Origin of the sequence: Actinomyces polynesiensis, assembly GCF_000820725.1 — a bacterium.
Lineage (GTDB): Bacteria > Actinomycetota > Actinomycetes > Actinomycetales > Actinomycetaceae > Pauljensenia > Pauljensenia polynesiensis.
This window is the reverse complement of record NZ_CCXH01000111.1, coordinates 57,063-71,772: the sequence shown is the minus strand read 5'-3', so window position 1 is coordinate 71,772 and position 14,710 is coordinate 57,063. Positions and strand designations below refer to the sequence as shown.

General features: G+C 72.0%; 18 protein-coding genes and 1 riboswitch. Of the genes, 5 read left to right on the top strand and 13 right to left on the bottom strand.

Translation table 11 applies throughout. The features are described 5' to 3' along the window. The 6 genes from TA90_RS05360 to TA90_RS05340 all read right to left on the bottom strand — a co-directional run. Positions 1-1,184: sensor histidine kinase (locus TA90_RS05360; RefSeq protein WP_043534960.1), on the bottom strand; the 1,184-nt coding region annotated here is incomplete at its 3' end. A 2-nt stretch (positions 1,185-1,186) separates the two neighbouring features. Next, a complete protein-coding gene (locus TA90_RS14990; RefSeq protein ID WP_187120095.1) occupies positions 1,187-1,369 on the bottom strand; it encodes a hypothetical protein in 183 nt (60 codons plus the stop codon). Between the two features lie 393 nt (positions 1,370-1,762). Next, positions 1,763-2,620: a MetQ/NlpA family ABC transporter substrate-binding protein gene (locus TA90_RS05355; protein WP_043534959.1), complete on the bottom strand. Its 858-nt coding sequence runs from the start codon at positions 2,618-2,620 to the stop codon at positions 1,763-1,765. Positions 2,621-2,762: 142 nt separating this feature from the next. Next, a complete protein-coding gene (locus TA90_RS05350) occupies positions 2,763-3,494 on the bottom strand; it encodes a methionine ABC transporter permease (protein WP_052450544.1) in 732 nt (243 codons plus the stop codon). Next, positions 3,491-4,483, bottom strand: a complete 993-nt coding sequence (locus tag TA90_RS05345; protein WP_043534986.1) for a methionine ABC transporter ATP-binding protein — start codon at positions 4,481-4,483, stop codon at positions 3,491-3,493. The genes TA90_RS05350 and TA90_RS05345 overlap by 4 nt, the downstream gene beginning before the upstream one ends. 5 nt (positions 4,484-4,488) lie before the next feature. Further along, positions 4,489-4,579, bottom strand: a riboswitch (SAM riboswitch). Between the two features lie 162 nt (positions 4,580-4,741). Beyond that, positions 4,742-6,034 carry a hypothetical protein gene (locus tag TA90_RS05340; RefSeq protein WP_043534958.1) on the bottom strand — a complete coding sequence of 431 codons (1,293 nt, stop codon included), beginning with the start codon at positions 6,032-6,034 and terminating at the stop codon, positions 4,742-4,744. Positions 6,035-6,178: 144 nt separating this feature from the next. On the opposite strand from TA90_RS05340, the gene TA90_RS14555 reads away from it, so the two are divergent. Both TA90_RS14555 and TA90_RS05330 read left to right on the top strand, forming a co-directional pair. Beyond that, positions 6,179-7,105: a hypothetical protein gene (locus TA90_RS14555; protein ID WP_043534957.1), complete on the top strand. Its 927-nt coding sequence runs from the start codon at positions 6,179-6,181 to the stop codon at positions 7,103-7,105. Between the two features lie 111 nt (positions 7,106-7,216). After that, the gene (locus TA90_RS05330; protein WP_043534956.1) at positions 7,217-7,528 is read left to right on the top strand and encodes a thiamine-binding protein; all 312 of its coding nucleotides are present in this window, start codon (positions 7,217-7,219) and stop codon (positions 7,526-7,528) included. 144 nt (positions 7,529-7,672) lie between these two features. On the opposite strand, the gene TA90_RS05325 is transcribed toward TA90_RS05330, so the two are convergent. Next, complete coding sequence (locus TA90_RS05325) at positions 7,673-8,293, bottom strand: hypothetical protein (protein ID WP_043534955.1); 621 nt, start codon at positions 8,291-8,293, stop codon at positions 7,673-7,675. Between the two features lie 272 nt (positions 8,294-8,565). Between TA90_RS05325 and gluQRS the strand changes: the two genes are divergently transcribed. After that, complete coding sequence (gene gluQRS / locus TA90_RS05320) at positions 8,566-9,540, top strand: tRNA glutamyl-Q(34) synthetase GluQRS (RefSeq protein WP_082031488.1); 975 nt, start codon at positions 8,566-8,568, stop codon at positions 9,538-9,540. 50 nt (positions 9,541-9,590) lie between these two features. Here gluQRS and TA90_RS05315 read toward each other — a convergent pair whose 3' ends face one another. Together TA90_RS05315 and TA90_RS05310 are read right to left on the bottom strand one after the other, a co-directional pair. Then, positions 9,591-10,292 carry an MgtC/SapB family protein gene (locus TA90_RS05315; RefSeq protein ID WP_043534954.1) on the bottom strand — a complete coding sequence of 234 codons (702 nt, stop codon included), beginning with the start codon at positions 10,290-10,292 and terminating at the stop codon, positions 9,591-9,593. A 190-nt stretch (positions 10,293-10,482) separates the two neighbouring features. After that, positions 10,483-11,595 (bottom strand): alpha/beta fold hydrolase, encoded by a 1,113-nt coding sequence (locus TA90_RS05310; protein ID WP_074015310.1) that lies wholly within the window; start codon positions 11,593-11,595, stop codon positions 10,483-10,485. Between the two features lie 265 nt (positions 11,596-11,860). On the opposite strand from TA90_RS05310, the gene TA90_RS05305 reads away from it, so the two are divergent. Together TA90_RS05305 and TA90_RS05300 are read left to right on the top strand one after the other, a co-directional pair. Next, a complete protein-coding gene (locus tag TA90_RS05305) occupies positions 11,861-12,046 on the top strand; it encodes a hypothetical protein (RefSeq protein WP_043534953.1) in 186 nt (61 codons plus the stop codon). A gap of 10 nt (positions 12,047-12,056) precedes the next feature. After that, complete coding sequence (locus TA90_RS05300) at positions 12,057-12,887, top strand: tyrosine-type recombinase/integrase (RefSeq protein ID WP_052450543.1); 831 nt, start codon at positions 12,057-12,059, stop codon at positions 12,885-12,887. 1 nt (position 12,888) lies between these two features. Here the strand turns inward: TA90_RS05300 and TA90_RS05295 are convergent, their stop codons facing one another. From TA90_RS05295 to TA90_RS05280, 4 genes are read right to left on the bottom strand one after another with little or no spacing between them, the layout of a single operon-like run. Continuing rightward, positions 12,889-13,236 (bottom strand): hypothetical protein, encoded by a 348-nt coding sequence (locus TA90_RS05295; RefSeq protein ID WP_043534952.1) that lies wholly within the window; start codon positions 13,234-13,236, stop codon positions 12,889-12,891. After that, positions 13,233-13,538, bottom strand: coding sequence for a hypothetical protein (locus TA90_RS05290; RefSeq protein ID WP_043534951.1), 306 nt, complete (start codon positions 13,536-13,538; stop codon positions 13,233-13,235). Before TA90_RS05290 ends, TA90_RS05295 begins: the two co-directional genes overlap by 4 nt. Position 13,539: 1 nt before the next feature. After that, on the bottom strand, positions 13,540-14,352 hold the full coding sequence (locus TA90_RS05285; protein WP_043534950.1) for a peptidoglycan recognition protein family protein: 813 nt from the start codon (positions 14,350-14,352) through the stop codon (positions 13,540-13,542). Beyond that, a complete protein-coding gene (locus TA90_RS05280) occupies positions 14,349-14,702 on the bottom strand; it encodes an H-type lectin domain-containing protein (protein WP_043534949.1) in 354 nt (117 codons plus the stop codon). Before TA90_RS05280 ends, TA90_RS05285 begins: the two co-directional genes overlap by 4 nt. Positions 14,703-14,710 lie beyond the last annotated feature (8 nt).

The following is a 14,710-nucleotide window of genomic DNA, read 5'->3' as shown; positions in this document are numbered from 1 at the left end:
GAGGCGGGGCGGCCCGCCTCGTCGGGGACGGGGATGCGGGGCACGGTCACGGAGAGCAGCCACGTGCCCCCGTTGGACCCGAACTGGAGCGAGCCGCCCTCCCGGGCCGCGCGTTCCGTCAGCGAGTCAAGGCCGTATCCCCCGCTCAGCGCCCCGCGCGCGTCGTCGGCGGCGGGGTCGATGAGGTTGGCCATGGTCATCGCGACCGTCCCGTCCTCGAGCACCTCGACGGAGAGGTGGGCCGTGCTGCCCACGCGGGCGTACTTGAGGATGTTGGTGGTGCCCTCCCGGAGCACCAACCCGAGCACACTGCGCTGGCGCAGCGAGCAGGCGGAGTCGATGTCCTCGGGAAGTTCGGCGTCCAGGGTGATGGCACGCCCTGCGAGCATGGCCTGGCAGGTGCCGAGCACGTCGCCCAGCGGCTGGACGGGGTCGGTGTGCCCGACGCCGACGTCCCCCATGAGGGCGCGCACGTGGCGCATCGCGTCGCGGGCGAGCTCCGAGAGTTCCTGGACCTCCTCCGCCGTCTGGGGGTCGGTGGTGCGCCTCGCGGCGGACTGACCCGCGACGATGATCCGGACGAGGTCCTGGGCGACCGTGTCGTGGAGGGCGAGGTTGAGGTCGCGGCGCACGAGGGCGGCCGCGGACTCCGCCGCGACCTGTGAGACCCGGACCTCCTGGCGCAGTACCCCGGCACGTTCCTCGCTCCACTGCACGCCGAACCCGATCGGCACCGCGATCGCGAGTCCGAGGACCAGCCCCACCAGGTCGGCGAGCGGACGTTGGGAGGTCAGGAACTGGGGGACCTGCACCAGGGCGAGCGCGACGACGGCCTGGAGGTACCACCGCCGGGAGATCCACTCCGCGACGACCGCGAAGATCCCCACCAGTGGGAAGGTGATGAGGTTGGGGGTGGGCACCACCAGGACGGTCGCCGTCACCAGGACGTAGAGGGCGCCTCCGGTGGCCGGGAGCCACCCCGTGAAGGCGAGCGCGAGACAGCTGGCGACCAGCGGTTCGACGCTCAGGCCGTCGGGACTCCCGCCCGCGGCGTACCAGGAGAGCACCTCGAGCAGGAGGAGGACGCCGGCCAGGCCCCCAAAGACGATCCGACGTGCCCTGCTGCCCTTGGGCTGGTCGAGGAAGACCTCGCGCACCCGTGCGTACACGTGTCGGTCGGCCACGTTCAGCAGATCGGCAGGTTCGGGAACACCCTGCAGATCCAGGGGTAGGGCGTCGCGAGGACGACCGCACCCGCGGTCTCCCCGCCACCGTTCGTGCCCGACACGGGCGCGGCCACCGCCGCCGTCGAACCCATCATTCCCACGGCCAGCACGGCTGCCGTGGTGGCCCGGACCATTCTCCTCATGGTGTGATCCCCTTCTCATCGCTCCTGTGTCCATGATCCCCCACCCCTGGGCCGTCTGCGTACCCACTGGACGGGAAGCGGCCGAATGTTGACAAACATCAACACGTCCCGCAGGGCGGGGAGACCGGAGGAGGGCGGGAACGAGAGCGAGGGCGCGACGGCTGGACGGGGCCGCGACGGCAGGACGGGCCGGGACCGCTGGACGGGGCCGGGACCGCTGGACGGGGCCGGGACGGCACACGTGGACAACGGGGCCCGCGGGAGCGCTCGACGCGCCTCCCACGGGCCCCGCACACACCCTCCGCCGTGACCGCGGCGCGGGTCGTGACCTGCCTGTTCCTGCTGCGGGTCGGTAGGGGCCGTTCAGGACCGGCCCCACCGCCCGGACACCGCTCAGAAGGCCGGGATGACCGATCCGTCGGTCCAGGTCTGCTCGATGTACTGGCGGACCTGGTCGGAGTGGAGGAGTTCCTCGAGCTTCTCGATGGCGGCGAGCTTCTCGCCGGAGGCGTCCTTGTTCCACACGAGCACGTTCACCGAGGGGTTGTCCTTGGCGGACTCCACGGCCAGTGCGTCCTCGGACAGGGACAGGCCGCCCTCCTGGGCGTAGTTGCCGTTGATGGCGGCGAGGTCGACGTCGTCGAGGGCGCGGACCAGCTGGGGGCCGTCGACCTCCACGAACTCGAAGTCCTTCAGCTTGGTGACGGTGTTGACGTTGACGTCACCGGAGGAGGGCAGGGAGACGAAGCCGTTGTCGGCGAGCAGCGAGAGCGCGCGGGACTGGTTCGTCGTGTCGGAGATGATGCCGATCTTGCCACCGTCGGGGAAGTCGGCGAGGTCCTTGATCTTCGAGGAGAACAGGCCCAGGGGCTCCAGGTGGATGCCTGCGCCCGCGACGAAGTCGCCGCCGTTCTCCTTCTCGTAGTTCTCCAGGTACGGAACGGTCTGGAAGTAGTTGGCGTCCAGGTCGCCGTCGGCCAGGGCGACGTTCGGCTGGATGTAGTCGGAGTACTCCTTGATCTCCAGGTTCAGGCCCGCGTCGGCGGCGAGGTTGTCCTGGACGAACTGGAGGATCTTCGCGTGGGGTGTCGGCGAGGCGCCCACGACCAGGGTGACGGTGGAACCGGAGGCCCCCGAGGCGGCATCGCCGGAGGCCGCGTCACCCGACGCGGAGGAGCCGCCACCGGAGCAGCCTGTCAGGGCCAGTGCGGCGACGGCGCCGAGGGCGGCGAGGGAACGGAAGGAACGCATGGTGATCGGTCTTTCTGTCGGGTGTTGAGGGACGTGGAGGGGCTGCCGGACGGGAGGGGCGGGTGACGCCGGCGCATCGGTCGCGCGCGGAGGGCCCCACCGAAGGGGACTCACGCCCCCGGATGTCCCGGCTGGTGGTGGTTCAGCGGTGGTCCACCAGCCGGCTGATCATGTCGCCGAGCACTTGGATCACCATCACGATGACGATGATCCCGGCGATGGTCACGATCATGACGTCTGTCTGGAACCGGTTGTACCCGTAGTTGATGGCCATCTGCCCCAGGCCGCCACCGCCCACGGCGCCGGCCATGGCGTTGTAGCCGATGACGGTGATGGCGAGCACCGTCGTGGCGCGCACCAGTTGTGGCAGGGTCTCACGGACCTGCACGCCCCACCGGATCTGCCGGTTGGTGGCGCCCATCATCTGGGCGGCCTCGATCTTGCCGTGGTCCAGGGAGGCGATGTTGGACTCCACCAGACGAGCGAAGAACGGGACCGCACTGATGACCAGCGCGAAGCTCGCCGCCTGCCACCCCAACCGGGAGCCGACGATCATCTTGGTCAGGGGACCCAGGGCGATGATGAGGATGATGAAGGGGAAGGACCTCAGGACGTTGACGACCGCGCTGACGACCTGGTTGAGGGTGCGCTTCGGCGTCAGGCCGTCGGGTCCGGTCTGGACGAGGAAGAGGCCGAGCGGGACACCGAGGATGACGGTGAAGAGTGTCGGCCAGAAGGTCATGAGGAGGGTCTCCCCCACGGCGGGGAGGAACTGCTCGGTGAGGGCGGGGTTGTCGCCCCAGGTGGGGTCGCCGGGTCCGGCGGGGAGCACGGGGGTGGCGAGCAGGGTGGAGGCCGCGTCGAGGAGGCTCATGCCGGACGCACCTCCGCGTGGATGTTGTGCTCACCCAACTGCTGGATGATCTGGTCGGCGTGGTAGCTGGGCACCGCGAGCGCCAGGCGACCCACCTGGGTCTCCCCGATGGACTCGAAGGTGCCGGCGGTGACGTCGGCGCCCATGGCTGCGGCCAGGTTCAGCACCGTGGCGCCCGTGGGTGTACCCGGTTGGGAGGTGAAGGCCACGTCGAGCAGTGTCGCCCCGGGAGGCACCTCCGTGGAGGACACGTTGGGGGTGGGGACCAGCTCCTGTGCCAACGGAGAGCTGGGGTCGTTGATGACCTCCTCGACGGTGCCCGACTGGACGACGCGCCCGTGGCGCAGCAGCGTCACGGAGTCGCAGATCTCGCGCACCACACCCATCTCGTGGGTGATGACGACGACCGTGACACCGGAGACGTCACGGACCTCGCGCAGCAGTCCGAGGATCTGCCGGGTGGACTCCCCGTCCAGGGCGGAGGTCGGTTCGTCGCACAGGAGGACGGAGGGCGTGTCCGCCATCGCGCGGGCGATGCCCACACGCTGCTTCTGCCCGCCGGACAGCTGGGCGGGGTAGGAGTCACCGCGGCCCGCGAGACCGACGAGTTCGAGCATCTCCTGGACACGGGAGGCGATGACCGGCTTCTTCTCGCGAGCCAGCCGCAGGGGGTAGCCGATGTTGTCGGCGGCGGTGCGCTGGTCGAGGAGGTTGGCGGACTGGAAGACCATGCCGATGCGACGCCGGGCCTCGCGCAGCTGGGAACCGCGGAGGCTGGTCATCTCGACCCCGTCGACCGTGATCGTCCCCTCGGTGGGACGCTCCAGGGCGGTGAGGCAGCGGATGAGGGTCGACTTGCCGGCACCGGACTGCCCGACGATGCCGTGGATGGAACCGCGCTCGACATGGAGGGTGAGGTCGTCGAGGGCGACGACCTCCGTGCCCCCCTTGACGGGGTAGACCTTTCGGACCCCGTTCAGGTCGATCATCAGTTCCTCCATCGCACCTGGCGGAAGCACCCGCTCCGTCACCGGGGGTTGCTGCAGCGTCGACGAGCCAGGTCTCTCGGCTGCTCTGGATGGTACCCAGCAGAGCATAGGGGGGCGCCCGGGGGCCCTCAACTCCGCCGTCACACACTGCCACATGGTGGACGTGGGACCGCGCACACCGGAACCGGTGGCCGGTTGACAGGAAGCGTCCACCGGAACCGTCCGGAGGGGGGTCGGCACGGGCCGCCACCACTCCGCTCAGGCAAGTGCGTTCCACGCCGCCCAGTCGTGGACGGCGACTCCGAGGAAGAGGGGGTCGGTGCCCAACGCCTCCCGGAGCCGCCCGCTCTCGCGTGCCAGCGCCAGGGCCCCGTGGTCGTGGAAGGTGGCCCGCGGACGACGCGGGTCGGTGGTGGGTCGGGTCTCCAGGCCGATCATGTAGGGGACTCCACGCTGGATGCAGGCGGCACGGGCCTTGGCGGAGACGTCGAGGATCCCGCCCTGACCGTGCGCCCGGGTGCGGGGGACCAGGATCGTCACCGAGTCGAGTTGGGCCAGGACGGCCTCGAAGACGCTGGTCCGTGACCGCCCGCTGGCCGCGACCCGGGCGGGTTCGCGGATGCGCATCCGGGGCATCCCGGGCTCACGCGACAGCGCGGACCAGCCCGTGGCCCCGACCGCAGCGTCCCCTCGCTGGGACACGGGCCCGGCCGCAGCCTCCCCCTGCCCGGACACCGGTCCGGCCGCACCGTCCGTCCGGTGGACAGTGGCCCCACCCACCCGTTGGTCCGCGGACCCGGAGGCGGCTGGTTCCCGTCGCTCTGTCCGCTGGTCCGTGGGCCTGATCCGGGGTCGGCCCGACGCCTGCCCGGACGGCAGGTCCCCGTGGCGCGGGTCTGTGCCCGGCAGGCCTCCCCCAGCGGACGAGGACGGCTCCGCAGTCCTCCCCGTCGCGGTCGCCACCACCGGTGCCGTCGCGCCGGCCGGTCCCTTGTCGTCCTCCTCCTCGGGTGGCGGCCAGTAGGGTTCCGCGGCGAGCCAGTGCGGCAGGTCCGCCGACAGGGGCAGACCGGGTGCGAGGGCACGCGCGCGGCGGACCAGTTCGACCAGGCCACGCGTGGCACGTGCACGGTCGCGGTCCCACACCGGCAGGCGCCACGGCTCCACGTCGAGGTGCACACCCGAGAACACGGTCCCGTCCGCGGGCCCCTCCCCGCCCTCGTCGGCGGGGAGGCCGTCTCCGTGTGCTGCTCCCGGGGAGTCGCCCCCGGCGGTGCGGACGCGTCGGATCCACTGCATGAACGGTCTCGGATCGGTCGCCCACCGCGGATCCGTCGCGACGGCGGAGACCGCGACCCCTTCCGCGCCCAACTCCTCTGCCGCGTGACGGACCGCGGCACCCTTCTGGCGCCAGGGCACCACGAGGAACACGTCGCGCAGCTGGTGCCCGACGGCGAAGCGCGCGAGGTCGCCCACGGTGTCGACCGATGGCTCGATGCTGGCCCAGGTCGCGCGGATCGGCCCGGTGTCGGTGACGTCGTCGTCCCCCATGGGCCGACGATACCGGCAGGGGCCCGTGCGGACCACCGCAGCGGCACCCGCCGTCCACAGCGCGCACGCGACGACCGCGCGTCTGGGGGCGACCCCTCGCACGGAGCGCACGGTCGGAAGCCGCGGGACTCCTAGAATGGACGCATGACCGAGCCCAGCAGTACGGGCGGGGACGACGGGGATCCGAGGTCCTCCACCCCCGATCCGGAGTCCCACCAGCACCCGCACGCCGCGGGAAGCTCCCCGACGGGCGCCAGACCTCGTCGCACGACTCCACGCCGGCTCTGGGACCTCACCCGCACGGCACTGGCCGGTGGCGGACTGCTCGTCATCGCGCTCGCCGTGACGGCGACCGGACCCTGGTTCCCACTGGGCCACATCGAACTCGACTCCCGCACCAGCATCTTCGGCCTGTTGGCCCTCGTCGTGCTGATCGCGGTGCAGGGCGCCTCCCTGGCGTACCTGTCCGGACGGTGGCGTTCGATCTGGGGCTGGGTGATCGGCGGAGTGGTGGTGGTCGGGGGGGCACTGGTGGGCCTCCAGCAGGCGCAGGGCCTGCTGCCGAACTCCCTGGGACTGCCGATCCCCCGCACCGCGATCCTCGTGGCAGGCGTCCTCATGCTGGTCGTGGCACTCTCCCGGGACTCCGACACCCTGCACGAGCGCGAGACCGACCCCGACGACTGGTTCAAGGTGACGGGCCGGATCCTCCAGGCGGTGCACTTCTGGACGGGTGAGCAGGCGGCGGAGCAGATGCGTCGTGCCCGCGCCGAGTTCGACCGGGCCCAGTCCCGCCGCGGCCACGGCGACCCGGAGCTGACCCCCACCCAGGTCTTCGGACCCCCCGACGAGTACGCGGCCTCCCTCAGGCAACGTCCCCCGACGTCGTCGGACCCCCTCAGGGCAGGTCGCTGGTACTACCTGTCCACGGCCATCGCCCTGGGGACGTGGGCCGTCTTCCGCTCCCTGGCGGTCGCCACCAACTGGCTGACCGTGGTCCTCTTCGTCTTCGCGGTGGTCGCCTTCGCGATGTTCGTGTGGGCCTCACTGGTCCTGCACCGCCACCGCTGACACGAACCGTCCCCCGCTGACCCGGGTCCCGGGCCGGCCCCTGCTGACCCGGGTCCCGGGCCGGCCCCTGCTGACCCAGCGGTGGGACCGGAGCACCCCTACAGTGGGGGCATGCTCTTCGCCTTCTCGATCGCCCCAGCCACCACTCCACACGAGGACGGCTCGATGGCCGACATCGTCGCCCGCGCCGTCGAGGTCATCCGCAGGTCCGGCCTGCCCCACGAGACCAACTCGATGTTCACCATCGTCGAGGGCGAGTGGGACGAGGTCATGCCCGTCGTCAAGGCCGCCTGCGAAGCCGTCGGAGAGGTGTCACCGCGCGTGTCGCTGGTCCTCAAGGCCGACCTGCGTCCCGGTCACACCGGTGAGATGACCGGCAAGGTCGAGCGCCTCGACGAACAGATCGCCAAGCTCGAGGACTGAGCGGCGGGAACACGTCCGGTCGCCCTCGCGCCGAGGACGACACGACAACCCTCCACGGACGACACGACGCCCCGGTGCCCCGGCCACCACATGAGGATGGCCCGGACACCGGGGCCGTTGCGTTGTGCGGGTGGGAGCTGACGACTACTGCACCGGGGCCGGGGACGCGGTCTCCAGCTCGCCGTCACCGTCCGGCGTCCCGGGGTCGGGCACCTCTACACCCGACGTCCCGGCATCCTGCTCGGCAGCACCCGGCGCCTCGGAGTCCTGCACGGCGGGGCCCGGCACGACGACATCCCGCAGGGAGCGCTCCGCCGGGGTCACGTCGGCCCCGTCCATCTCCTCGCTGACGAGGACGACCCCCGCTGCGACCGGCGACTCGGACTCCTCCACCGGCACGGTGTCGGACGAGACGGGCTCGTCGACCTCGCCGACCACGGACCCGGCACCCGCCACGTCACCGGGCTGCGCCACCCCCGCACCGCGGCGCAGCACCGCCGAGAGCGCCTGGTACAGGAGAGCGATGACCACCGCGAGCGCACCGGCTGCCATCAGCTGGTTGCCCAGGTCGGCCGTGTACTGGGCAGTGATGATGGACGTGTAGTACGTCAGCTCGTCAGCGACGCTCGAGGAGTTGGCGTAGGCGGAGGCGTAGGCACTGATCCCGTGGTGGCGGACGATGAACCCGGCGACCAGGAGTGCCAGTGCCACCACCCACAGCAGGATCGCGAAGACGTTGGGACGGCGGTTTCGCAGGAGGGACATGTCTCTCTTCCATCGATCGTGTCTCAGGAGACCGGACATCTCGCTGACGAACGCCCCCGACGCTAGGGGTCGAAACCATGGATCACCTGTGCGTCGCCCGCCGCGCGCCTGTGAACTCGATGACCGCGAACGACGAGGTCAGGGCGGTCAACCGAGGAGCCCGGGCCCGCACCGACCACAGGCGACGGGACCCGGCACCCAGTCCCAGGCACCCAGTGTCCGGGCCCCGGTGCCCGGGCCCACTCCCCCGGAGCCGACCTAGACTCGTGGAGATGTCTCCCTCCGCGCCCTCACCCTCCGGGCCCCTGCACGGCCGCGGCCGTGTCCCGGCCCCCGGGGCCGGACGTTTCGCCCCCTCACCCTCGGGTGACCTGCACGTGGGCAACCTGCGCACCGCGGTGCTGGCCTGGACCTGGGCCCGTCGCACCGGACGTCGCTTCGTCATGAGGATCGAGGACATCGACCGGGTCCTCCCCGGTGCGGCGGAGCGCCAGCTGGAGGACCTCGCGGCGATCGGGCTGGACTGGGACGGGGAGGTGCTGGTGCAGTCGACCCGCTCGCAGGCGCACCGCGCCGCCCTCGAACGCCTGGTGCGGGCCGGGGACGTCTTCGAGTGCTACTGCTCCCGCCGGGACGTGCGGGAGGCTTCCTCCGCTCCGCACGTCCCCCCGGGCCACTACCCCGGCACCTGTCTGGACCTCACCGAGGACCAGCGCCGGGAACGCCGCGCGCGCCTGGCGGCGCAGGGACGCCGACCGTCCCTGCGGCTGCGCGCCCCCGCGCCCACCTGGACCGTCCATGACGAGCTCCACGGGGACTTCACCGGACCCGTCGACCACTTCGTCGTCCAGCGCTCCGACGGGGTGCCCGCCTACAACCTGGCGGTGGTCGTGGACGACGGCTTCCAGGGCGTGGACCAGGTGACCCGCGGGGACGACCTCCTCGGGCAGGCACCGGGCCAGGCGTGCCTGGCCTCCCTGTTGGGCATCCCGGTGCCGGACTACGTGCACGTGCCCCTGGCCGTGACGCGCGGGGGCACCCGGCTGGCCAAACGGGACGGGGCGGTGACCCTGGCGGACCTGCGCGGTCTCGGCTGGTCCCCCGCCGATGTCGTCGGGTGGATCGGCGAGTCCCTGGGGATCCCCGGCGCGCGGACCGCCTCCGACATCGAGGAGGCCCTCGACCTGCACGCCATGTCCCTGCGGCCGTGGGTGGTGGAGCCCCCCGTCGGACCGCCGCACCCCTGAGCGGGCGGCACCACGGTCCTGATCCGGCGGTGCCGCGTCCCCGCGCGCGCTCAGTCCTCGATGTAGCGGGAGTCCTCGAACATGTCGACCGAGACGACACCCGCGACCTCGGAGAGCTCGGCGACCAGGTCGCGCAGGGGCAGGCCCCCGCTGAAGCGCACCGTCACCTCGACGGCGGGAGGGTCCGAGCGCGGGACCTGGTGACTCGAGAGCACCGACGACTCGAAGGCCATGTCGGAGGCCGCCGTGAGGATCCGCCGCAGCGCCCCGGTGTGGTCCTGGTAGACGAGGCGGACCAGCATGTGCCGGTCCTGGACGGGCAGCCTGTTCACCAGCGAACTCACCCCCAGGATGACGACCAGGTACAGGACGGTGGTCGTGGTGGCCAGTGGCACCATCCCCGCGCCGCAGGCCATGCCCACCGCGGCGGAGAGCCAGATCGCCGCCGCCGTGGTGAGCCCCCGGACGGCGTCGCGGTTGACGAAGACCACGCCCGCGCCGAGGAAGCCGATGCCGCTCACCACCTGCGCGGCCACCCGCATGGCGTCACCGGACTGCGGGGTCTGGGCGAGCAGCCAGGGGTGGATGCCGACGACGGTGAACAGGCAGGCGCCCATCCCGACGAGGGCGTGGGTGCGCACGCCGGCGTTCTTCTGGTGGTACTGGCGTTCCAGACCGATGAAGCCGCACAGGGTCGCGGCGGCCAGGGTGCGCAGTGCCTCCAGACCGAACAGTGACCAGTCGACGTCCATGGGAGTCCTCCTGCCACCATTGTGCGGTGCCCGGGACGCGCGCGCGGGCCGGGTGGCCCGTGGTTCCCCCATTGGGTGCGGTTCGACCGGTCCAGCCGGGGGTCGCCCCGCCGTCGGTCCCCGTCCCCCGACGCGGCGCCGATGGGCAGGACGACCGGGGTCCCCGACCGCCCCGGTCCGCGCCGGCACTTCAGTCGACGGTCCGGGTGGGCCATCCCCCGGGCGAGCCGGCGCCCGGCGTCCGTCGCAGGGAGTCCGCGCGCCCGTCCTCCTCCCACCCGTCGACGAGGGCGGCCACGCGCCGGGTCACCAGGTCGACCTCGAGGGGACCGCCGTGCCCCTCCTCCTCCACGACGTGCAGTTCGGAGCCCGGCCAGGCACGGTGGAGGAGCCAGGGGGTCTCGACCGGTCCGGAGACGTCGAACCGTCCGTGGACGAGGATCCCCGGGATCCCCTCGAGCTGCCCCGCACGTTCCAGGACCGGCGCCGGCTCCGGGGCCCGGGCCTCCCCCGCCCCTCCGGTGCCTGTCGCGTCCGGGGCGCCCTCGTCGGTGCTCCCCCGCATGAAGGCGTCATTGGCCCAGTAGTGGGTGACGAGAGTGGCGAAGCCCAGGCGCATCGCCGGGTCCACGGTGTGGGCCCCGGGCTCGTGGTACGGGTCCAGGGACACGTGCACCGACTCCCACCTGTCCCAGGCGTCCGCTGCCGCGACCCGGTCCTCCCGGTCCGCGGGGTCGGTGGAGGCCAGCCGACGGGCGTAGGCCTCGACGACCCGTTCGCCCGATCGGCGTCCCGAGGCGTCGGAGAAGCGCTGCCACTCCTCGGGGAAGATGCGGCCCACGCCCTGCGTGATCCAGTCGACCTCGCGCCGGGAGGTGGTGGTCACCGCCATGAGTGCGACCGCCAGGGTGCGGTCGGGGTGCTCCAGGGCGCTGGCGAGGGCGAGGGTGGAGCCCCAGGAGACCCCGTGGAGGATCCAGGCCCCGATGCCGAGGTGCTCACGCACGGCCTCGATGTCGGCGAGGAGCCGTGCGGTCGTGTTGGAGGCCAGGGAGGAGGGGTCCTCCGAGGCGAGCGGCCGCGAGCAGCCGCACCCGCGCTGGTCGATCCCGATGATCAGGTGGCAGGCGGGGTCGAAACGGCGGCGGTACCCCCCTCGTCCCAGTCCCCCTCCCGGTCCGCCGTGCAGGTAGAGCAGGGGGATCCCCGTGGGGTTCCCGCTGGCCTCCCAGTACACCTGTGCACCGTCGTCGACCTCGAGGAGGCCGGAGGCGAAGGGGGCGAGGGCGGGGAAGGGGTGCATCCGGCCAGAGTAGTGGCGACGATCGCTGTGGCGGGCAGCCCGCGCTCCCGCGTGCGCGGGGCCGGTCGCAGTGGGGCCGGTGGACGCCCGGCACCGCTGCCGGGGCGTGCGTCGCCGGGAAAAGCAGAACCCCCACCGGTGGATCGCACCGAGGGGGGTTGCCGCGCGCCCGAAGGGACTCGAACCCCCAACCTTCTGATTGGTATCCCGTGGCCCCCGTGGCCACGGTGACGGACCTCGGTGAGTACCGGCTGCGGAGGGCATCATGAGCGACGACGAGTGGGTCACTCCGGGGCCGGTGCCGGAGATGACGCGCTCCATGGCCGAGGGCGCGCTTCGGGAGCTGCGGGCCATTGATGCCCGCCCTGGGCGGCGGGACGCTGAGACGCTGGCAGCGCTCGCTCTCCTGCGCTTGACGCTCCAGCGCGCCCTGGGCGACGTGCGCGGCTGAGAATCCCGGCATGGACAGATATCCGATTCCAGATCAGTGGGCCCAGTGCATCGACGCCTGGGCCCTCGCCTTGCGCGCTGCGGGGCGCACGGCCCAGACCATCGAGACCCGCACGGAGCACCTGAGACGCTTCGCCAGGCAGACGGGCGCGCCCGGCCCGGCGCTGGTCCCCAGGGGCCGCCTCGTGGAGTGGGCGGGCTCCCAGGAGTGGGCCAGGGAAACCCGCCGGAGCACGTACGCGTCGCTGAGGGGCTTCTACCGGTGGGCTGTCGAGGTCGGGCGGTGCGAGGATGACCCGACCGACTCCCTGCCCACGGTGCGCCCTGGGCCTGCCATGCCTCGTCCCGCGCCCGAGGACGCCTACCGTGAGGCGTTGGCCGCTGCGGACCCGCGCGTGCATGTCGTGCTGCGCCTGGCCGGTGAGGCCGGGCTGCGCCGGGCCGAGGTCGCCCAGGTGTCGCGCGATGACCTCACGGAGGACCTCACCGGGTGGAGTCTCCTGGTGCACGGCAAGGGCGAACGGGACCGCCTGGTGCCGCTCACGGACTCCCTGGCGCGGGAGGTCCGGGCGGTGATCGGGGTGGGGCGGTGGTTGCTCCCCTCCCCCGCTGGTGGGCATCTCACGCCGAGGCACGTCGGCAAGCTCGCTCGGCAGGTGATCCCGGAGCCGTGGACGCTGCACACGCTGCGGCACAGGTTCGCCACGCGGGTCTATGCGGGCAGGCCGGACCTGCGGTGCGTGCAGGAGCTGCTGGGACATGCCTCGGTGGCCACCACACAGCGCTACGTCGCCGTCCCCGATGGTGCACTGCGGGAGGCGGTCGCCATAGCGGCGTCCTGACTCACTTGTCCCAGGGGTATCCCATGGGGCGTGCGTCGAGCATGTGGCGCAGGGTCTCGTCGCCCTGGCGGCGGTCCTCCTGCTCCTGGACCATAGAGTCGCGGAGCTCCCCGACCTGGTGGCCGAGGCCGCGGACCTCGCGGACCAGGCCGTCGATCTTGTCGGCCACGCTGGACCCGTGGTCGGGCTGGAGCTGGGCTGCGGCGGTGGCACTGTCGGCGCGCACCTGGGACGTGTCGTCGTGCACCTGCCTGGTCTTGACCAGGGTCGCCAGGCTGGTGATGGTTGCGGCCACGCCCCCGAGGCCCCCGAGTGCCACCAGGGCGTCGAGGGCCTCGGGGCCGGTCACTGGTCGGCTCCTGCGGCGTGCCTGCCCTGGGTGGGTGTGGTGAGGGCGCGCAGGGCGTCCCACACGGGGCGCAGGGCCGTGTAGAGGACCTGGCAGACGCCGATGGCGGCCATGATGGCGGCGGCGATCTGCTGCCACGTCTCGGGCCTCCAGGTGGCGATGAGGCCCAGGAGCACCAGCACCGCGGTCACGCTGTACGCGATGACCTGTTTGGTGCGGGTGGGCCAGGAGGCACGGGTGATGACGGCGACCAGGGCGGGGGCGATGGCCCCAGCCACGGCGGCGATGGTGATGGCCTCCATGTCAGGCGGTCTCCTTGTCGAGGTCGGCCAGGAGGGTGGCGAGGTCGGCCCGGGTCTGGGTGGCGTCGAGGGCCCCGGCAGCGATGACGGCGCGGATCACGTCGTACTGGCGATCGGTGATCGTGTCCTTGATGGCGGGGGCGAGGACGGTGATGGCGGTGGCCTGCTCCTCGCTGTTGCGGAACTGGTGGAAGCTGGCGGGGCCGATGAGGGCGGCCTTCCGGTTCGCGCTCTTGATGATGACCATTTCGGGTGCCTCCTGCGTGGTGGTGGGTGTGGTGGGCGTGGCGGTGGTCTGCTGGGTGCTGGTGATGGCGTCCCAGGGGTAGGTTTCGCCGGGGTCCCAGTGGGTGCCGCCGTAGACGCGGCTGGCCTGGACGTGGCCGATGATCCCGGCCTCGCCTGCGGCGAGCTGGGCGTCGGTGAGGTGTCGGCGCGGGATGTTCCACCGGTTGCAGAGGTCGCGCACCAGGGCGGCGGTTCGGGCGACGACGGCTGCGCCGGGGCCACTCGTCCAGTCCGTGCCCGCTGGGGTGCCGGAGGTCTTGCCGGAGTATCCGGCCTGTTCGATCTGGATGCCGTCGGCGTTGGCTCCGGGGGTGGCCCAGGCGGTGGCGGTCTCGGGCACGCCGGAGAGCGTGACGCCCGGCCCGACCCCGTAGTGGGCGGAGGCTTGGCGGCTGGTGTCCTGGAAGGCGCGCATGACGGCGTGAGTGGCCTGGTCAGTGCAGGGGACCTCCATCGTGTGCACGACGATGAGACGCACAGGGCGCAGGCGGGAAGCGTAGGAGTTCGCGGTGGGGTAGTCGGTCATGACGCGAGCGCGATCCACGCATAGGTCACGGGGCCGCTCGTCGGACCGGCGGACACGTTGCGCGCGGCCAGATTGAACCCGGTGGTGGTGATGTTCTTTGCCTCGGTGGCCACGCGACTGTTGTCAGACCCCACTATGACGGTGGGAGGGGTGGCGAAGGGCCGGGGGAAGGTCACGGTGAAGGTGTTGGTTGCGTCGGCGGCCATGGCGCTGCTGCCTGCAACGGAGCCACGCTGGGGGGTCTTGGCGTCGATCCACTCGGCCAGGGGCTTTCCGACCTCGGTGGGGTAGGCGCCGCGGTTGTCGGCGGGGAGAGGGTAGGGCACTCCCTTGGATGTGGCGGAGGGCATGAGCGGTC